The organism is Flavobacterium sp. N502540, assembly GCF_025947365.1.
Classification (GTDB): domain Bacteria; phylum Bacteroidota; class Bacteroidia; order Flavobacteriales; family Flavobacteriaceae; genus Flavobacterium.
The window spans coordinates 145,084-164,864 of record NZ_CP110012.1 but is presented as its reverse complement, the minus strand read 5'-3'; the positions used below and the strand labels follow the sequence as shown (position 1 = coordinate 164,864).

Below are 19,781 nucleotides of genomic sequence, written 5' to 3'. Positions count from 1 at the left end.
AATAAAAATATTAATCTGTCAGTAGGACTATATAGTGATCGTTTAGCAGGATTTGCCCCTGTTAAGGGCTCAGGATGTGATCTGTATTTTTATGAAATCGAAGTGTAAATTGAAGTTACAAACTCAACATAGATATAGCAAAGCGTCCTCTTTTTAGGGCGCTTTTTTTGTTTTGGGGATAATTCAGCAGGATAAAAAAGATGGAAAATGATTACAAATTGATCGTAACAAAAAAATATTTAAAAAAATTACACATTAAATGTTTAATGAATTATAAAAACACCAAAATATAGTCTTGAAAAGTAATCTGATGAGTAACAGTCATTTGATTTGATAAAAAAGCTGCTTCGATAAGCGGACAGGGATTTCTATGACTTAATCATAGTGTTTAGTTTGTTGAAAACCAGTGAATTGAGTGGTGAAGGAATTTGGAAGTATGATTTTTTTGACATTATCTTTGCCGAAGAATATCGGGACACTGAATTTCGAAAACAATAGATTTTAAAAATAAAACAATATATAAAATGGATTTCATTTTTAATACATATCACGTAAAACCAATAAACGCAAGTTCGGCCCTTGAAGGGGTTTACATGCTGGTGCATCATTATAGGGAATATGATAATTATCGTATTTGTTATAAAGCACCTTTAATCGGGTGCTTTTTTTATGGATTGAAATTTAAAAATGTAAAAGTTGTTTGATGTTCTTCGAGTAAATCGAGGATTTAATTTAAAAGTATATAAGATGAAAAAGATAAGTACATTATTTGTTAAAGATCCGCATGATCTGGCAAGGGTGATAAATAAGGTTAGTGATGAAAATAGATGGGTTACAACCGGAGAAGTTATTGCCACAAGAAAATTTGATGGCTCAGCTGCAGCAATTATTGAGGGAGAATTATTTAAAAGGTTTGATGCCAAAAAAGGGCGTGTAATTCCTTCCGGTGCGATTGCATGTCAGGAAGCAGATAGTATTACGGGACATCATCCGCATTGGTTAAAATGTGATCGTTTGAAACCTGAGGATAAGTTTTTCTTTGAAGGTTTTGATAATTTAAAAATTAAGATCGATGGGACATTTGAATTATGCGGCCCTAAAGTGCAGGGAAATCCTGAAAAACTGGAAAAACACATGCTGATGAAACACGGCAGTGAGGTTTTTGACTTTTCAAATTTTGAATTTGATGATTTGAAAAGATTTTTGTTAGAAAATGATGTTGAAGGTATTGTTTTTCACCATGTTTCAGATGGAAGAATGTGTAAGCTAAGAAAATCTGATTTTGGAATAAAACGTTCGAAGTTAGAAATGACCCCAACAAAAAATGCCAATAACTTAATTGTTTCTAACCATGAGTAAAAAAAGTAAGCCTGACCATGATTTTGGTCTTGTTAGTAAAATTAGGTTTAGTGAGTGTCTGTTTATTTCGATAACGATATGGATGCAGAGCACACTAAGCGACGGAAGGAAGAAGGAATACAATAAGTATTGTATCTCTTTTAGAAGTTATTGTCTTGGTAAAGATATTTTAACACTCTATGGATGAGAGATCAGGAGGATACCTGAGGTTCCGGAAAATTCCGAAAAAAAAGTAGAATATTATGAGTAACAATACATTAGAAAAATACAAAAGAGCAATTAGAAAAAAATACGAGATCGAAAGAGAAGGAGAATACTTTGATTATTTGTACAAACCTTCTCGTGCAAAACTTCGTGATTTGTGCTGGCTCATTTTCGAAAACAACCCAACAAAAGAGGACATGAATGTTTTTAGTAATCTATTGGGCTTAGATTTCGATCATACCCAGAAGAATAAGTTTAAGGAGAAGAAAGATAAGTTCAGACCTATTGAAACCTTCTTTAAGGGAGAAACAGATCCGTCCAGTATGGATGTCATCAATATGGCTGCAATTTTGGTTGATTTTCATCCTCGTCCTCTCAAGAAGTTTTACGAAAATTCTAAAAAGGAAGATGCAAAACCAATCAGAAAAATTGAAAAGGCTAAAGAAGTTTTTGAGAAGAAGAGTGCTGCTAAAAAAGAGAAGCCTGAAAAGAAATCTAAGAAAAGAAATTTCTTTAGGGATATTAAAAGTATGTTTTTCTAGAAAACAGAATTATGAGTTAAGGATTTAAAAAACATTATTTTAAAATTGAAAAATAAAAATTATGAATACAATTAGTAATATTGCTTTAGATGAAAAGCACAGTAAGCACACAGTTGCTGAAGAACAGGAAAGTACAATTACTGAATATGGATTGGCTGTTTTAAAGGCAAAAAGGGATGGAGTAACCCAAACGAATGGGTTTTTAATTCGACCACAAGCTTAAAACGTAAGTCCGCTTTGTATAGCGCTCACAACTGTTGTTGACTATTTAAAGTGATGTTTGTACAATTAAAAAACGGCTGTCTTTATGAGATAGCCGTTTTTCGTTGGTTAGTATTATGTTGGTTTATTAATTTTGTCCGTATATTTTAGCGTAAAGATCTTTGTAAATTTCTTTAATGATTTTACGTTTTAATTTTAGGGTAGGAGTAAGTTGTCCTCCGTCAATCGACCAAACGTCAGGAGTAAGTTCAAAACGCTTGATTTTTTCCCAGTGTCCGAATTTCTCGTTAATGGTTTCTACTTCTTCGTCAATACGTTTGATAACCTGTGCGTTAGTACTGATGTCTTTGTCGTTGTTTCCTAAAGTTATTTTGTGAATTTTAGCCCATTCTTTTACAAATTCAAAGTTAGGCTGAATAAAGGCTGCCGGCATTTTTTCGCCTTCACCAATCACCATAATCTGCTCGATAAAACGAGATTGTTTCATGGCATTTTCAATCAACTGAGGAGCAATGTATTTTCCTCCCGAAGTTTTAAACATTTCCTTTTTACGGTCTGTAATTTTAAGGAAACCTTCGCTGTCAATTTCTCCAATATCTCCGGTGTGGAAATAACCGTCTTGTAAAGCTTCGGCTGTTTTTTCAGGATCTTTGTAGTAACCTAACATTACGTTTGGTCCTTTGCAAAGGATTTCACCGTCTTCTGCAATTTTAACTTCTACATTGCGAATTGGTTTTCCAACAGTTCCAATTTTAAAACCTTTGTTTCTTTGGTCGTTTACAGCAATTACCGGTGATGTTTCAGATAAACCGTAACCTTCCATAACCGGAATTTCAGCAGCAGCAAAAACTCTCGCTAAACGCGGTTGTAAAGCAGCACTTCCCGAAACCATTAAATCTAAGTTTCCTCCTAAACCTTCTTTCCATTTACTGAAAATAAGTTTACGGGCGATTTTTAACTGAAATTCGTACCAGGCACCATTGGCACCATAAGGCTGGTATCTTAGCCCTAAATCAATGGCCCAGAAAAATAGTTTTTTCTTAATGCCTGTTAATTCAGCACCTTTTGCGTAGATTTTATCGTAAACTTTCTCTAAAAGTCTTGGAACAGCTGTAATTACATTTGGTCGTACCTCTTTTAGGTTATCGCTGATTTTATCAATCGATTCACCAAAGTAAACCGAAATACCATAATATTGATAGATGTACAAAATCATTCTTTCAAAAATATGACAAATAGGAAGGAAGCTCAAAGCTGAACTTTTTCCCGGATCAAACGGGATTCTTGGCGCGCTGTCTAAAACATTAGAAACAATGTTTTTGTGGGATAGCATAACTCCTTTAGGTCTTCCTGTTGTTCCGGAAGTATAAATAATAGTAGCTAAATCTTCTGGTTTAATACTGTCTTTTCTGGCTTCAACTTCGCTTTGATTGCTCTCGTCTTCTCCTAGCGCTAGCAATTCAGACCAGTGTTTGCAGCCTTCAATTTCATTAAAAGAATAGACCTCTTTTAAAGTAGGAACGTTAGCTTTGATTGCGTTTACTTTGTCAAGTACTTCTGTATCGGATACAAAACAGAAAATACTTCCACTATGATTTAATATATATTCGTAATCTTCTTCGGCAATAGTTGGGTAAATAGGTACGTTTTGAGCACCGGTTTGCAGGATACCAATATCCATAATATTCCACTCCGTACGATTGTTAGAAGTGATTAATGCAATTTTATCATCTTTTTGAACACCCATGCGCAATAATGCTCTCGAAATAGCATTTGCTTTTGCAATATATTCCTGGCTAGATGTCTTTTCCCAGACTCCGTTTTTTTTAGTTGCTAAGGCAACCTGAAGGTTATAAGTTTCTTGTTGATAATAGGGAAAATCAAAAAGGCGTGTGATTGAAACCATGTTAGTATATTGAATTTTATCGCAAATTAAATAAAAATTAGGTATAATTTTTATATTTATCGAAATTTATGGGAAAAATTATAAGTACTTTAAAAAATCTGCGAAAACGTTTTCTTTTTTGTAGTAAAATACGATATAATCAAGAAAAATTGACTAATATGTAGTATTTATTGTACATTATAATCTACATACTCTTTTACTCTTTCGCCCATCAGAAACATTTTTTTCTTGGCAAAATGGATAGAAAATTGTGTGTAATTCCACTCCTCACTGTCATTGGTACGGTACCAGAAAGTATAGGAAGCACTGTTGAAACCTTCTTTAAAAACCGGAATACCTTCTTCGGTACATTCAATTCCCCAGTTGATCTTTTTTTTGCTTAGATCTTCATATTGAATAATTCCTGTTCCGTCCGGATTTAAAATGGTAGAAGGCTCTTTTTTTCCTGTTGGTAAAAAAGTTCCGGGTACAGGATACCCAATGGTGGTGGTAATAAAATGGTCACGGACTTTATAAGTGATTCGGTCTACGTGAATTTGAGAATGTGATTTTACGGCACTAAATAATAAAGTAAAAAGAAATACTTGCAGGGTTTTCATTCTATGTAGGTTTAAGGGTTCTTGGAGCTGCCAAAAAATTCGGGGCACGAATTTTTTGGCGAATATAGTTCAATTTTCACTAGAAAAATGAATCCCGATTGCAAGAATGTTTTTTTTGTTTTTAATCCACTATTATTCTGCTGAAAACTGGTTTTCCAATAATTTTTCTTTAAAGTCGGATTTAAAGGTATAAGCAAAAGTGATCATCAGAGCACGTGTATCTGATTTAGAAGTACGGTTGTTACTGAACAAAGCTGTATTATTTTTAAAACCGCTTTCAAGTGTGTTGAACATATCGGTAACCACTAAACCTAAACGGGCATTGCCTTTACCCAGTTTTTGCTGAAACCCCATATCAACATTATAGATCGGAATTCTTTTTCCCTGTGCAGTAGCGAGAGCCGAATTGTAATTTCCGATAATTTGCAGTTTTCCACCTTTCCACGGAACAAAATTATTGATAATCTTTCCGTACCAGCTGAATGCATTGTTCACGACATCCTGAGCCAGATTGGAGGCGTTTATATTTTGCTGAAAAGCGGTAATACTGATATTAGCATCATAAAATCCAACGGGTTTTAAGCTGAAAATAGTTTCAAGACCATAAGTAATGGTGCTTCCAATATTTCTGGGCTGCTGCAAAACCACTCCGTTGTCTTGTAATTCGGCATATTGTCTGATTGTATTGGTCGCATTTCTGTAAAAAGCATTGGTAGAAAGGGAATATTTGGACCATTCTTTGGAATAACCTGTCTCAATAATATGAATGATTTCGGGTTTCAAATACGGATTTCCTCCATGCGGATTCAAGGCATCGGTAATATCAATAAATGGATTTAAGTTGTCTAAATCAGGACGGTTGATGCGTTTGCTGTAACCCATTTTTAGAAACTCGTCTGATGTTAAATTAAGTTGTAAAGAGGCAGAAGGGAAAAGTTTTACATAATGATTGGAGAAGTTATCACTGTTGTTTTGCGTTTTTCCGTTGTTTGAAACCTGCTCGGCACGTAATCCTAAATTGTATTTCCATTTCGGAGTTTCTTTAGCGCCAATATAAGAGTTTAGAAGTCCGTAAACCGCATTGATTTGCTCGTTGAATTTAAAGACGTTGCTCGCCAAAGGATTTACAATGTATTCTCCATTCGTTTGATTGGCACTTTGAAAATCGGAGTCGAAGAATCGGAAGGTTCCTTTGTAACCAGTCTCTAAAATTGTTTTTTCAGAAACCGGAAGCGCATAATTTACAATGGCGTTCGAGATATTTTCGTGTTCGTAATTGTGTGTTCTTTGCCATGCAGCATCACCAATCAGGTTGTAGTATTGATTGAATTGATAGGTGTCGATGTCGGTGTTTTCTCTGTGTTTGTTGAAAGATGAGGTAATACTGGCGTTCAGGCTTTTTCGGTCATCGGCAAATTTTCGGTCGTAGCTGAAGGCTAGTTCGCCTACTTTAGAGCGTTCGAGTTCCAGAGAATGTCTTTTATTGCTCGAGAAAAACTGATTGGCGCTGTTGTTTACCTGCGTGTATAAAGTTTCGTCATTGTCCTGACTTTCCATATTTCCCAAAGCTTCAAAAGAAAAGCTGTTGTTCTCGTTTGGTGAAAAATCAATGTTGAATTTTAGATTCTGTAAGCCTTCTGTACGCTGGTCGCTTCTGTTTTGATTGATATAATGTTCGTCATCGATCAGGTAATTGATTCTTTCGCCTTTGATCTTTTTAGTTCTTCCGGCAAAGCGATTGTCGTACCCCAATCCGAAATTCCATTTATCCGTTTTATGATTTAAGAGCACAGAGCTGTTTAATCTGCCTTTGGCTCCAAATCCGCCTCCTAAAACCACGGCACCATTCATACCGCTTTGGTTGTTTTTTTTGAGTCTGATATTGATAATGCCGCTCTCTGCATTGGCATCGTATTTGGCCGTAGGATTACTGATAACTTCTATACTTTCAATACTGCTCGCTGCAATCTGATCCATATTGGTAATGGCGGAGTTTTTTCCATTAATCAAAATCATAGGCGATTTTCCTCTCAACGTAATTCCTCCGTCTGCATCTACAGCTACTGTAGGAATGTTTTTTAGCATATCGGTAGCAGTTCCTCCCGTTTGTGTCAGATTCGAAACCGCATTAAAAATGAAGCCTTCATTGGTTTTTTGAATTTGCTTCTTTTGGGAATTAACAACAACAGCATTTAATAGATTAGCATCGGTTTGCAAAGTTATGGTTCCAACCGAAATAGGAGATCCTCCAAATTTTATTTTTTGGGTAAGGGTTTTAAAACCGATTAATTTGAATTGAAGCTGGTATTCACCTGAGGTAATATGGTCCAAAGAAAAATTCCCGGAAGCATCTGTAACGGCATATCCGGCAACTTTTGTAGAATCGGCAGTGTTTTTTAAAACTACATCGACAAATTCGATGGCGAGCTTTCCATCAGAAACCGTTCCTTTTACAGACGAATTTTGGGCAAACGTGACTTGGCTTATAATAAGTAAGAGGAGTAAAAGCGATAATTTTAAGGTCCATTTTTTCATGAAACAAAGATATCTATCACGTTAAAAATGTGGGAAAAAGTAGGCTTAAGATAGAATTAAATTAGTCTTAGAGTCTTTTTAAATGGAGGTTTTTTGAAAATGTGAAAAGTGAGATATGAAAAGTGAATGGTAAATTTTGTATTTCTGATTCTCATCGGGAGGTATTTTCCTATGAATTCTATTCAGAAGTTTTGTGAATAATACTATCTGTTACAGGAACGATACCGTTTGATACAAGTGTAAAATGCATAAAAAACAGGTGTTATAACTTTGGTTTGAATTTAAAGAGGTGGAACACTTCTTAAGGAGTATTGTAAATCGTCAAATGATGACTAAAAAATGAATTACTATTATAAAATTAAAATAAATTTAATGAAACACATTTCTCAAAGCAAAATTTACGTCTTATTAGTTGTTGCCTTATTGTCGTTAGGAGCATGTACTAAAAATGTAGAGGATCCGGTGGTTGATACTACGGTAAGTACGGGTGATAAAGAAGACAGTGATGTTAGTACAGGTCTCGCATATTCCTCTTTTGAAGTCAATCTGCCTGAAAATCTTAGGTCGTTAACTGACGGTGCTTATGCTATTTATGCTATAAAGCCAAGTATTCGCTTTTCTGTTAACGAAGATGGTAATCTGGATACTTATTGGGAAGGAGAATTAGCACCAACTGCTGACGGACACCGCCATTTAAGCAGAATATCACTCAGTACTAAATCTATTGTTTCCGAAATTTCCTTTCCCAAAGAACTAAATTTGGGTAATACGACTTTCCTGGGTTACGAGTATTTTGGTAATAATCGTTATATGATGGGAGCATCGGAAGTGAACTCAGATGACATTGCAAGAAAGAGACCTGTGTACTATTGTTTTGACGGTTCAGGCAACGTAAAGTATTCGATAGATTTATGGCAGGCTCCTCCTGACCCCTCAGATACTCATGCAGCAGGAAGATCCGGACAGGGTATTATTGTTTACAATAAAAAACTAGATAATTTCGGTATTTATTTAGCGCGCAGAGGAATGGGTGAGCATCAGGCAGGCTGGCTTAGCTTTCATGAAGCAGCTACAGGTAAATCAACTTTTATACGCCCTTGGTATATCTCCCATAACTTCGACCAGCGGTTAATACCTCTGAATGATGGACGTTATCTTGCATCTGCCCATGCAGATGAGTTGCCTTCAAGAGGTCTTTTGATAGAAGACTGGAAATTTAATGATGATCCTTTTAATCGTACCTGGTCGAATATTTTTCCAATTCCTAGTTCAGTGACTAGCAATTATAATATTACCAATACATCTACCGGCGATATATTAGAGTTGCCTAATGGAAATATTGCTGTTCTTTACACTACGCAACATGAGTTTACTGCTAATGATTTACGTCGTGATGTTCGTTTGTCTATATTTTCTGGCGTAGGTGCCGCAAAGGGAAGTGCAGTCAAAGTTAAGGATGTTTGGTTAACCAGTTATAAGGCTACGGAAACTGCCGGCTGGGGAGCGCAGATGGCTCATTATTCACAGGGTAAAATATTCATAGCCTGGAATGCATTTGATATGTCCAAAAATAATAAAGTTTTAAAATCTTCACTTGCAGTCGTAGATTATGATGGCAATGTGATTACTACTAAAGATGTTTCTTTACCTAATGGGAAGGATGATAATTCCCGATTGGTGCAGCCTAGTCAAATTATTAGAAAGACAAATGACGGAAAGTATTTGGTTTTTATGTCTGAAGGCTCTGCCCCAAACAAGCTTCGCGTCAATTTGGTAGCTATTAATTAATACAGATAAAAATAGTTTTAAGAGTTTTGAAAAAAGTTTGATGATCAGTTAATTTGGACTATACTCTTCTTTTAAAACAAGAAAACGCCCGATAAATTCGGGCGTTTTTTATAGAAATATAGTTTAGTTTTTCTCAATCCATTTTTTTTTGAATTGAGAAAATAATTGAAATTATTTAATAACATCAACAATTATTGCATTTGGTCCTACAATTTCTTTATCAAGTTCAATAAATTTTGTTGAATTGTTTTCATAATTAATTTTTAAAATTCCGAACTTGAAGTCTGAACGGTAGACTAAATTCAGGTATTCTTTATTGTAAGAAATCGTTCCTCCTAAACTATTCCGTACTGCATATGTAACTTCTGAAGATTTGTCAGATAGTAAATTATTACTTAAATTAAATTCAACAGGTTTTATGCCATCGATTGCTTGCGTTACTCCAAACTGCATTAGTCCAAATTTTGTATTATCAATTTTAGCCAATCTTGTTGCACTTATCTTTGCACCGCCACCTCGCAACTCTGTAACTGTTTTATTAACAAGATTTATTTCTAAAAGGCCATCAACTCTAGTTGAAACATAAAGTTTATTATTGATAAGTTCGGTACTAGTTAATGAACGTTGAAAAAAATTAATGCCCAAATCGGTGGTTTCGTAATTTTCAGTGTTTATTGATATAATATTATTTGGACGACTTTCATTGGGTAGATTTTCACTAACTATTGCAATAAGTTCTGAACCATTATATTCCAAATTTGTGATAAAAGGATCAGACATCGTTTTTTCAAGAGAAGTGGGGAAAATAATTTGTTTAGTTTTAGTTACTCCAGTTAATTTGTCATAAATAATTAAAATATTTTGATGCGGAACATAGGTAGATTCAAATGAATAGATTTTTGAACCTACATTACAAATAGTTGCAAGCATGATCAAATTTGCTGAATTTTTGATTTGCCCGATAGTAGTTGTTTTTCCACTATTATTACCTATTTCAAAAATTTTACCTTCAGAAGTAACTGAAAGAAGTTTGTAATCGTCATTAATTTTTTCTTCTGATGTTGAGTCATTGCTTTCGCATGAAAATGAAAATAAAGAAACGAAAATTAAAAGGAATATTGATAACTTTTTCATCTTTTTTTAATTGTTTCTATTTTCAATCCATTTTCTGGCATTAACAAAAGCTTCGTGCCAAGGTGAAACCTCGTCGTTTCTGTCTTTTGGATAATGTGCCCAGTTCCATTGGAAAGTTGAACGCTCGATGTGAGGCATCATTACCAAATGTCTTCCGGTTTTGTCACATAACATTGCTGTGTTGTAATCAGATCCGTTAGGGTTGGCAGGATAACCTTCGTAAGCATACTTAGAAACAATGTTGTAATTTTCTTCGGCTAAAGGCAATTTGAATTTACCTTCTCCATGAGAAACCCATACTCCTAAAGTGCTTCCGGCCAACGTCGATAACATTACCGAGTTGTTTTCCTGTACTTTTACAGAAGTAAAGATGCTTTCGTGTTTCTGACTTTCGTTGTGAAGCATTTTTCCGTGAACTTCATGCTCCGGATTGATCACTTCCAATTCCATAAACAACTGACATCCGTTACAAATTCCTACAGATAAAGTATCTTCTCTTTTAAAGAAATTATCCAATGCCGTTTTTGCTTTTTCGTTGTATAAGAAAGCTCCGGCCCATCCTTTGGCAGAACCTAAAACATCTGAATTAGAGAAACCTCCAACAGCTCCAATAAACTGAATGTCTTCCAGTGTTTCACGACCTGAAATCAAATCGGTCATGTGAACGTCTTTTACATCAAAACCGGCTAAGTACATAGCATTTGCCATTTCACGCTCAGAATTACTTCCTTTCTCACGAATAATAGCAGCTTTTGGTCTCTCGCCTTCGTTTGAGATGACAGGCTTTTTACCAGTAAAATGAGTTGGGAAAGTATAGTTTAAAGCCTGATTTTTATAGTTTTCAAAACGCGCCTGAGCTCTTCCGTTTTTAGATTGTTTTTGATCTAATAAATAAGAAGTCTCGAACCAAATATCTCTGTAAGCTTTTATGTCTAAAGTCCAAGATCCAAGGTCTAAAGTCTCGGTCGTTGTTGCTTTTCCTAATTTATAGAATTCGATGTTGTTGGCATTTAACTTAGTTTCAACAGCAGCATCAGATTTTGCCTGGAAAACAATACCAATGTTTTCTGCAAAAAGGATTTTTAATAAGTCATTTTCTGCGAAAGCACTAAAATCAATTTTTGCCCCAAGGTTTACATCCGCAAAACACAATTCTAATAAAGTTGTGATCAAACCACCGCTTCCGATATCGTGTCCGGCTAAAATTTGGTTGTGACCAATTAATTCCTGAATGGTATTGAAGGCATTTTTGAAGAAAGAAGCGTCTTTAATAGTAGAAGTCTCTTTTCCGATTGTATTTCTGATTTGTGCAAAAGAAGAACCTCCTAATTTGAAATCATCCTGAGACAAATTGATATAATAGATTGAATCTCCGTTTCTTTGTAAAACAGGTTCTACTACTTTTCTGATATCGGTACAGTTTCCTGCTGCCGAAATAATAACCGTTCCCGGTGCAATTACTTCGTCGTTTGGATATTTTTGTTTCATCGAAAGGGAATCTTTTCCTGTTGGAATATTGATTCCTAATTCGATTGCAAATTCAGAACAACCTTCTACGGCAGCGTACAAACGAGCGTCTTCACCTTCGTTTTTACAAGCCCACATCCAGTTGGCAGACAATGAAATACCTTTTAACTGATCTTTAATTGGTGCCCAGATGATATTTGATAATGACTCGGCAATAGCATTTCTGGATCCCGCAACCGGGTCAATCAAAGCAGCGATAGGAGCATGCCCGATAGAAGTAGCAATTCCCTCTTTACCTAAATAATCCAGAGCCATAACTCCAACATTATTCAAAGGCAATTGTAATGGTCCTGCATTTTGCTGTTTGGCTACTTTTCCACCCACACAACGGTCTACTTTATTGGTTAACCAGTCTTTTGATGCAACCGCTTCTAAACGCAAAACGTCTTTTAAGTAACTTTCGAAATCTGCTGTGTTGTAAGCAACATCAGCATATTTTCTGTCAATCGTTTTATCGGTCATAACCGTTTTTGGAGAGCTTCCGAAGAAATCTTCTAAAGCATAATCCATCGGTTTAGAACCGTTTGTTTTAGATTCGAATGTAAAACGGTGATCGCCCGTTACGTCTCCAACCTGATACATTGGCGAACGCTCTCTGTCGGCAATTCTTTGTAAAGTATCGATATCTTTTTGACCAATAACCAATCCCATTCTTTCCTGAGATTCGTTACCGATAATTTCTTTTGCAGAAAGAGTAGGGTCTCCAACAGGTAATTTATCTAAGTCGATTAATCCTCCGGTTTCTTCCACCAGTTCAGAAAGACAGTTTAAGTGTCCTCCAGCTCCGTGATCGTGAATCGAAACAATTGGATTATTGTCGCTTTCTACCAAACCACGAATCGCATTGGCAGCACGTTTTTGCATTTCAGGATTCGAACGCTGAATTGCGTTTAACTCGATTCCTGAACCAAAAGCTCCGGTATCTGCAGATGAAACCGCAGCACCACCCATACCAATTCTATAATTTTCTCCACCAAGAATTACGATTTTATCGCCTTCTTGTGGTTTCTTTTTAATTGCCTGATCTAATTTTCCGTAACCAATTCCACCCGCCTGCATGATTACTTTGTCGTAACCAATTTTACGGTCGTTTTCTTCGTGTTCGAAAGTTAAAACAGAACCTGTAATTAACGGTTGACCGAATTTATTTCCAAAATCAGAAGCTCCGTTTGAAGCTTTGATTAAAATATCCATTGGAGTCTGGTACAGCCATTTTCTTTCTTCAACAGCATTTTCCCATTTTCGGTCACCCTGAGCGGAGTCGAAGGGTTGAGCGGAGTCGAAGGGCTTTAAACGAGAATACGAAGTCATATAAACCGCAGTTCCTGCTAATGGCAATGAACCCTGGCCACCGGCTAAACGGTCACGAATTTCTCCTCCCGATCCGGTTGCAGCTCCGTTGAAAGGCTCTACAGTGGTTGGGAAGTTGTGTGTTTCTGCTTTTAAAGATAAAACGGAATCGAATTCTTTTATCTCGTAATAATCTGGTTTGTCAGCTGTTTTTGGTGCAAATTGCTGCACTTTTGGTCCTTTTACAAAAGCAACGTTGTCTTTGTAAGCAGAAACAATATCGTTAGGATTTTCCTGTGATGTTTTTTTAATTAATTTGAATAAAGAAGTTTCTTTTTCTTCTCCGTCAATCACAAATGTTCCGTTGAAGATTTTGTGACGGCAGTGCTCTGAGTTTGCTTGTGAGAAAGCGAAAATCTCTGAGTCAGTTAGTTTTCTTCCTAATTTAGTAGAAAGATTGTTTAAGTAATCAACTTCTTCTTCGCTTAAAGCTAATCCTTCTGTTGTATTGTAAGCGGCAATATCATCAATTTCCAGAATAGGTTCCGGCTGCACATTGATCGTGAAAATTTCCTGATCTAATTGGCTGAATTTCTGAAATAACATTGGGTCAAAATCTGAAAAATCAGCTGTTGCCGGATGAAATTCTTCGATTCTGATAATGCCCGTAATACCCATGTTTTGAGTAATTTCTACAGCATTTGTACTCCATGGAGTGATCATAGTGGCACGAGGACCAACAAAAAAATCCGTCAGTGCGGATTTTTCGATCTTATTGGAGTCGGCAAAAAGCCAGTTTAGTTTTGAAATGTCTTGAGCCGAAATTTCGTTTTGCGTCTGTACTGCAAAAACAGTTTTGCTTTGGTTTTCAAAGAAATGGATCATTGTGATGTGTAGTTTGTTGTATTGAAGTGCAAATTTAGTTTAAATATCTAGCAAGCGCAAATTTGAAAACAAACTCTTTTAAAAAATATGATACCGTTCTGAAATTGGGATATTGTCGTGCAAAGTTTTTATTTTCACGCAGATTCAGCAGATTCTAGAATACTGGAACTATTTTATAAGTAGTTCAAAAAAAAATCTGCTAAATCTGCGTGAAAAAGTACTTTTAGTTAATGATTATTTTTCTGATGATAGTTTTCGAATCTTTAACAATTTTTATAATATAAACACCACTTGGTAAGTGACTTACTGAAATGGTTTTTTCTGTGGCGTTCTGTTTTTCAAAAACTTTCTGCCCTGAGAAAGAAATGATTTCTACAGCATAAGAAGAGCCAGATTCGTTTAAATTTATATTGAAATTTCCGTCAGAAGGATTTGGATAAACGATAATTCCGTTATAATCTGCAATGTTTTCTTCTCCTTCAGCTACAGTAGGCTGTACTTTTTTGCTGCCTAAATTAGCACAGGTATCTTGTGAAAATGAATCCCATTGTGCACTCAGATTAAAAGTAGTACTTGGTGAAGTTATTGTTGATTTTCTTCTTAAAGTTACGTCGGCTCCGAAATTAGCAGTTCCGCCATTGAAAGTTCCGATGATGTCGATTAAAACGCCATTTTTGAATAAACCAATTGGGTCATTTCCGTTAAAGGCCATTTCAGTTGCTGTTGTCGAAATATTAGCCGCACTGGTTGAATAGCAGCTTGAAGATATAGAGCTGTTTACAATGACAAATTTACTTCCGGTGGCTAAGGTTCCGCTCAAAGCTAAACCGGTACTCCAGGAACCGGAACCGTTTGTTTGTTTTTTTATCGTATACGAAGCTAAACTCACAGAACTTCCTGTGTTGTTAGCAATTTCAATTGCTTTATTGTTTCCGGACCCTTCAACGTATTCAGAGAAAAGAAGATCTGTTGTAGTTCCGGTTCCGCCACTGTCGGTTGTAACAGAAATGGTATTGCTTGAAGCGGAAACATTTCCTGCGGCATCTTTTGCTTTTACATAAATAGAATAAGCTGTTGCTGGGGTTAAACCTGTTATTGTTGCAGTTACACCGGAAACAGTGGTTTTTAAAGCGCTGTTTGCATAAATGTCATAAGCTGTAACGGCTACATTATCGGTAGAAGCAGTCCAGGATAGTGTAATGGAAGTTGACGTTTTTGAAGTAGAAGCCAAGCTTGTCGGTGCAGTTGGAGCCTGAGTGTCTGAAGAAGGTGTTCCTCCCCAAATTTGATTGACATATTCCGGATGATCGATATAAGGGTTTCTATTGTTCTGACGGGCATAAATGGCGTTGTTTCGTGCAATTTCTCTGGCACTTACAGGATCTTGCGTGTGCCAGGTTATTAGAAGATTTAAGAATGCCGTAGTAAAAACTTTATTCCCAGAACCGTCAAACATAGGGAAAGAGTAACCCGCAACGGTATTTTCATAACGAGTGGCAAAATAAAAATACATTCTGGCAATATCGCCTTTGAATTCGTTTATAGGTTCAAAAACGGTTCCTGAGTATCCGGATACTGAACTGGAGCCTAATTTACCTCCGTTTTGAGAAGTGTAAGTGGCAGAACTAACAGTTCCGTGAGGATAGTTGGATCGGATTCCGTTTACTTTTCCATCGGTCGGAGTGATAAAATGTGCATCGGATACCATTGGAGATTGTTCGTTAAAAACCGATTGCGGAATGATATGCTCTCTGTTGTAGCAGTCACCTTCTACAACGTAGTTCCCACAACGCTGTGTTGATCCTGTGGTATAATTGTAAGGATCCGTTCCGGAAGGGTTTTCGGAATACATGTCTAAAACGGTCCCGTCATTTTCGAAAAAATTATCGACATCGGAGGTTTGATAAGTGGTGTACAATCCCGCATATCCGTTATCGGTATGACCTTTAATAATGTTGTATAATTGTGTTTTCAATGTGTAACCTGTTCCTGTTGCGGTGTTGTAATAGCCGGTGGGAATTTGCGCAAATGCCGTTACAGCAAACATCAGTAACAGTAAAAAGTAGTTTTTTTTCATAATTAATAGTTTTTAAGATTTGGTTGTTTTTGTTTTTAAAATACTGAATTTTAGAATGTTGAAAATCAGTTTTAGCAAATCTACTATTTTTATGAATTATATAAGTTAAGTGATGTTTAATTTTGGATATATTTTCTTACGCGAGCTTTTTATTGCCATGAAGACACTAAGGCGTAAAGTTTTTTACAGTGATTGCGTCCGGTTTGTCATTTCGAGGAACGAGAAATCACAAACGAAACTCCGTACAGGATGTCGTCAATCTTTGTCGAATCCCACGTGTGATTTGCTTCGCCCGTTCACTGTCGCTCGAGTCTCCTTTGGTCGAAATGATATAAAACTATTTAGTAGGAAAAGCGGCGCTCTGATAAGCTCCTAAATCCGGTGGAGAAGTTCTGGTATTTCCAATAATATCTAAAGGGATATTGTAGGCCTGGTTTCCTTTCGCGAAAGCGGGAGAAGTATTGTCAATGTTGAATAGGTTTTTAGCAACATTAAAGAACTTGGGATTTTCGTTCAGAATGATCTGGTTGTAGTGTGCAGGATCTGTTTTAAACTGGTAATCCGGATTGGTAGAAGAACTGCTGAATTTTAGCAAACAATTATTGAGTTGATACACAAAGGCGGCAGTGGTTTTTTTGTTTAAATTAAATTCGTTGGTTCCCGATCCGTAAATGATACAGTTGTTAAAAGTTGCCTGTGTAAGGGGATTTGTTTCCGGAACAGCATTGGCCAGACTGTTGCTTAGGCTAACTGCAAATTGAGAATTGTTTGACCAGCTGTTGTTGAAGGTGCAATGGGTGAATTTGTAATCTCCGCCATATACACAGGATAAACTGGCGAGACCGGCATAATTGATTACAATGTTTTCTCCATTTATACGGGCATTTTGTGCCAGTATTCCATATTCGACACTGTTGTAAATCTGGGTGTTTTTGATTTCAATAGTCGAAGCAGGATTCGGATTCTTGAAATTTAAACCAATGACCGCGTTTTTCAGGGTAAGATGATTGATGGAGTGATTGGTACTTCCGTTAGCAAAAATAACAGAATTCCATTGCCCGGGAATATTGTCGTAAAGTGATTCTAGTCGATCCCCTTCAAAAACAACTTCGTTTTCTAATTTTGGAGTTGAAGAAGCGGTTCCGTTAATCTGTAAAGAAGCTTTATCGTCGACAAAAAGACCTGAGTTGGCATGAAAGTATATGCGAGCACCCGCTTCAAAAGTCACCGTTTTGTTTTTAGGAACACCGGCAAATCCGTAAATAACATAAGGTTTTTGTTTAGTGAAAAGCAATTCGTTTCCGTTGACAGGATCATTGTCATTCAGGTAAAAACCATCTACATCTTTGCCTTCAATTTTAATTTTCTCTTTGGTTCCATCAGGATTTTGTTGTGGATAAAGAAAAACAGCGTCCTGAATCAGTGTGACCAAAGCGACTTGTTGAAGATTAGCGCCGCTGTCAAACTGAATCTGATCGGTATATAAAAAATAGGTTGGGTTTGCATCTGTAATATCTGCGGTGGTTTCTACAAAAATGTACAAACTGTCTTTAGATAAAAGTGTTACGTCTCTGAAAATTTTACCATTGTTTCCGCTCATACCATCGACCGTCATTCTGTATTTTGAATTTAAGCCGTTTTTGAGCTGAATAATAGGAATGGAGATGTCGTTTTTACTTCGGTTGTATACTTTAAGCTGATAGGTAGCAGAGCCAATATTCTTGAAAACAGTGTCTAAATAAACAGTGTCTTTAGAAAACTTTAAATCTCCGGAACTGGCAACGGTATCAAAATCAGTTCGGCAAGAACTAAAAGCTAGAATTATTCCAAAGATAAAAAGGATAAAGTATTGACGCATTTGAATGAGTTTTTTTTTGCTACGGATTAATAAGGATTAAAAAGTTTTTTAGTCTTTGAAGAAATATTTTAATCTGTGAAAATCTGTAGCATCAAAAAAATTTCTGCAACAGATCAATAATTAATGTTTTTGTAAAAATAACAAAAAACTTACACGTTTGAAGTGGATTTTTAATTTTAGAATGGGATTTTCAAATTTGTATCTCATCTTTTCTTTAATTTTACGTTTTTAAAGACTATTTTAATGAATTATACAAAAGAGCAGATTTTAGCGCGCTGTAATGAGTTCTCAAAAAACACATTGATGGAAACGCTAAAAATAGAATATATCGATGCAGGGCCTGATTTTTTAACTGCAAAAATGCCTGTAAATCCTTCTGTTCATCAGCCAATGGGATTGTTACACGGGGGAGCTTCAGTAGCCCTGGCAGAAAGTGTTGGTAGTGCAGCGTCCTTCTTTTTTATCGATGTGAAAGAACAGGAAGTACGCGGAATAGAAATTTCGGCAAATCACTTGAAAAGTATTCGGGAAGGCTGGGTTTTCGGGACGGCAAGAATCATTCACAAAGGAAGAAGTATTCATCTGTGGGAAATTAAGATTACGGATGAAGAAGGAAATCTGATTTCGCTGTGCAAACTGACCAATATGGTTTTGGAAAAAAAGAAAACAGTATAGGAAGTATGAATGATTTTTTTTCTAAAATTAAAGTACAGTACGAAAAGTGTTTGCCTTTTGTAATGTACTCTAAACCGAATTCTACTACTATTTTTTCGCTTTTGCAGCAAAATGACACGTTGCATAAAATCTCCGATTACAAGGAAAAAGGTTTTGTTTTTGCTTCTTTTGATGAAAAACAACTGATATTGATTCCGGAGAATGAATCTGAAATTTTAACAACAGAACAGCTGGAAATTGCTTTTGAGGCTGCTGAAATTGAAGATTCGGGTATTGATAACGAGGCCAGATTACACTATGAAGCATTGGTTGCAAAAGGAATTCAGGCGATTAAGAATGACGAATTCAAAAAAGTAGTATTGTCCAGAAGCGAAAAAGTAACTTTAAGCGAGTTCGATTTTGTGTCTACTTTTCAGCACCTGATTCAATTGTATCCCACGACTTTTTCATATGTTTTTTTTCATCCAAAAATTGGTTTGTGGATGGGAGCCACACCGGAACGATTGCTGAAAGCCAATGGAAATGTTTTTGAAACAGTGGCTTTGGCCGGAACACAAAAAGCAACCCTGGAAACGGATGTTTTATGGCAGCAAAAGGAGAAAGACGAGCAGCAATATGTAACTGACTTTATTGTAAAAAGATTACGTGAAGTAGCTTCTTCTGTTGATGTCACAGAACCTTATAGTGTGAAAGCGGGATCGATCTGGCATATCAAAACAGATATTTCGGGAGTATTGAATGAGAATTCGACGCTTGAGGAAGTAATCGATACATTACATCCAACACCCGCAGTTTGCGGTCTGCCAAAGAAAAAGGCAAAAGCATTTATTATTGAAAATGAAAATTACGACAGGACTTTTTACACAGGATTTCTAGGGGAGTTGAACAGCAGTTTTGCTCATGATGAGATCAGTTCTGATTTCTACGTAAATTTACGCAGCATGCAAATTCAGGAAAATAAAGCGATTCTTTACATGGGTTGCGGTATTACAAAAGAAAGTGTTCCCGAAAACGAGTGGGAGGAAAGCGTGAACAAATCGATGACAATGAAAAGAGTGTTGAGAGTTATGGGTTATGAGTTATGAGTTTTCAGTCGCAGTCGCAGTTTTCAGTTACTGAGACTGTATACTGCGACTTCGGCTAAACTTGAAACTTGAAACTTGAAACAAAAAAAACTTGA

Annotated in this window: 13 protein-coding genes; 6 read left to right on the top strand and 7 right to left on the bottom strand. The window is 36.2% G+C overall.

The window, feature by feature from the left end; all coding sequences use genetic code 11:
* Positions 1–747: 747 nt before the first annotated feature.
* The 3 genes from OLM58_RS00730 to OLM58_RS00720 all read left to right on the top strand — a co-directional run bounded on the left by OLM58_RS00730 (position 748) and on the right by OLM58_RS00720 (position 2,328).
* Complete coding sequence (locus tag OLM58_RS00730) at positions 748–1,359, top strand: DUF5565 family protein (protein WP_264530796.1); 612 nt, start codon at positions 748–750, stop codon at positions 1,357–1,359.
* Between the two features lie 242 nt (positions 1,360–1,601).
* The gene (locus OLM58_RS00725; protein WP_264530795.1) at positions 1,602–2,105 is read left to right on the top strand and encodes a hypothetical protein; all 504 of its coding nucleotides are present in this window, start codon (positions 1,602–1,604) and stop codon (positions 2,103–2,105) included.
* 61 nt (positions 2,106–2,166) lie between these two features.
* Positions 2,167–2,328 (top strand): hypothetical protein, encoded by a 162-nt coding sequence (locus tag OLM58_RS00720; protein ID WP_264530794.1) that lies wholly within the window; start codon positions 2,167–2,169, stop codon positions 2,326–2,328.
* 126 nt (positions 2,329–2,454) lie between these two features.
* Here the strand turns inward: OLM58_RS00720 and OLM58_RS00715 are convergent, their stop codons facing one another.
* The 3 genes from OLM58_RS00715 to OLM58_RS00705 all read right to left on the bottom strand — a co-directional run bounded on the left by OLM58_RS00715 (position 2,455) and on the right by OLM58_RS00705 (position 7,367).
* On the bottom strand, positions 2,455–4,233 hold the full coding sequence (locus OLM58_RS00715; RefSeq protein WP_264530793.1) for an AMP-dependent synthetase/ligase: 1,779 nt from the start codon (positions 4,231–4,233) through the stop codon (positions 2,455–2,457).
* Positions 4,234–4,400: 167 nt separating this feature from the next.
* Positions 4,401–4,832, bottom strand: coding sequence for a hypothetical protein (locus OLM58_RS00710; protein ID WP_264530792.1), 432 nt, complete (start codon positions 4,830–4,832; stop codon positions 4,401–4,403).
* 132 nt (positions 4,833–4,964) lie between these two features.
* Positions 4,965–7,367 carry a TonB-dependent receptor domain-containing protein gene (locus tag OLM58_RS00705; RefSeq protein ID WP_264530791.1) on the bottom strand — a complete coding sequence of 801 codons (2,403 nt, stop codon included), beginning with the start codon at positions 7,365–7,367 and terminating at the stop codon, positions 4,965–4,967.
* 372 nt (positions 7,368–7,739) lie between these two features.
* Here OLM58_RS00705 and OLM58_RS00700 point away from each other — a divergent pair, with 372 nt between their 5' ends.
* The gene (locus tag OLM58_RS00700) at positions 7,740–9,155 is read left to right on the top strand and encodes a hypothetical protein (protein ID WP_264530790.1); all 1,416 of its coding nucleotides are present in this window, start codon (positions 7,740–7,742) and stop codon (positions 9,153–9,155) included.
* A 171-nt stretch (positions 9,156–9,326) separates the two neighbouring features.
* Here the strand turns inward: OLM58_RS00700 and OLM58_RS00695 are convergent, their stop codons facing one another.
* The 4 genes from OLM58_RS00695 to OLM58_RS00680 form a co-directional block, all read right to left on the bottom strand.
* The gene (locus OLM58_RS00695) at positions 9,327–10,289 is read right to left on the bottom strand and encodes a hypothetical protein (RefSeq protein WP_264530789.1); all 963 of its coding nucleotides are present in this window, start codon (positions 10,287–10,289) and stop codon (positions 9,327–9,329) included.
* A gap of 6 nt (positions 10,290–10,295) precedes the next feature.
* Positions 10,296–13,991 (bottom strand): phosphoribosylformylglycinamidine synthase, encoded by a 3,696-nt coding sequence (gene purL, locus OLM58_RS00690; protein ID WP_264530788.1) that lies wholly within the window; start codon positions 13,989–13,991, stop codon positions 10,296–10,298.
* A 223-nt stretch (positions 13,992–14,214) separates the two neighbouring features.
* On the bottom strand, positions 14,215–16,068 hold the full coding sequence (locus OLM58_RS00685; RefSeq protein ID WP_264530787.1) for an endonuclease: 1,854 nt from the start codon (positions 16,066–16,068) through the stop codon (positions 14,215–14,217).
* Positions 16,069–16,405: 337 nt separating this feature from the next.
* Entirely contained in the window at positions 16,406–17,926 is a 1,521-nt protein-coding gene (locus tag OLM58_RS00680; protein ID WP_264530786.1) for a hypothetical protein, read from the bottom strand.
* Positions 17,927–18,169: 243 nt separating this feature from the next.
* Between OLM58_RS00680 and OLM58_RS00675 the strand changes: the two genes are divergently transcribed.
* A complete protein-coding gene (locus OLM58_RS00675; RefSeq protein ID WP_264530785.1) occupies positions 18,170–18,601 on the top strand; it encodes a PaaI family thioesterase in 432 nt (143 codons plus the stop codon).
* Positions 18,602–18,606: 5 nt separating this feature from the next.
* Positions 18,607–19,686, top strand: coding sequence for a chorismate-binding protein (locus tag OLM58_RS00670; protein ID WP_264530784.1), 1,080 nt, complete (start codon positions 18,607–18,609; stop codon positions 19,684–19,686).
* The last annotated feature ends 95 nt before the right edge of the window (positions 19,687–19,781 follow it).

Bases quoted from the DNA above. Each gene is read 5' to 3' on its own strand.
- OLM58_RS00730 (WP_264530796.1), top strand. From the start codon at position 748: ATGAAAAAGATAAGTACATTATTTGTTAAAGATCCGCATGATCTGGCA.
- OLM58_RS00725 (WP_264530795.1), top strand. From the start codon at position 1,602: ATGAGTAACAATACATTAGAAAAATACAAAAGAGCAATTAGAAAAAAA.
- OLM58_RS00720 (WP_264530794.1), top strand. From the start codon at position 2,167: ATGAATACAATTAGTAATATTGCTTTAGATGAAAAGCACAGTAAGCAC.
- OLM58_RS00715 (WP_264530793.1), bottom strand. From the start codon at position 4,233: ATGGTTTCAATCACACGCCTTTTTGATTTTCCCTATTATCAACAAGAA.
- OLM58_RS00710 (WP_264530792.1), bottom strand. From the start codon at position 4,832: ATGAAAACCCTGCAAGTATTTCTTTTTACTTTATTATTTAGTGCCGTA.
- OLM58_RS00705 (WP_264530791.1), bottom strand. From the start codon at position 7,367: ATGAAAAAATGGACCTTAAAATTATCGCTTTTACTCCTCTTACTTATT.
- OLM58_RS00700 (WP_264530790.1), top strand. From the start codon at position 7,740: ATGAAACACATTTCTCAAAGCAAAATTTACGTCTTATTAGTTGTTGCC.
- OLM58_RS00695 (WP_264530789.1), bottom strand. From the start codon at position 10,289: ATGAAAAAGTTATCAATATTCCTTTTAATTTTCGTTTCTTTATTTTCA.
- purL (WP_264530788.1), bottom strand. From the start codon at position 13,991: ATGATCCATTTCTTTGAAAACCAAAGCAAAACTGTTTTTGCAGTACAG.
- OLM58_RS00685 (WP_264530787.1), bottom strand. From the start codon at position 16,068: ATGAAAAAAAACTACTTTTTACTGTTACTGATGTTTGCTGTAACGGCA.
- OLM58_RS00680 (WP_264530786.1), bottom strand. From the start codon at position 17,926: ATGCGTCAATACTTTATCCTTTTTATCTTTGGAATAATTCTAGCTTTT.
- OLM58_RS00675 (WP_264530785.1), top strand. From the start codon at position 18,170: ATGAATTATACAAAAGAGCAGATTTTAGCGCGCTGTAATGAGTTCTCA.
- OLM58_RS00670 (WP_264530784.1), top strand. From the start codon at position 18,607: ATGAATGATTTTTTTTCTAAAATTAAAGTACAGTACGAAAAGTGTTTG.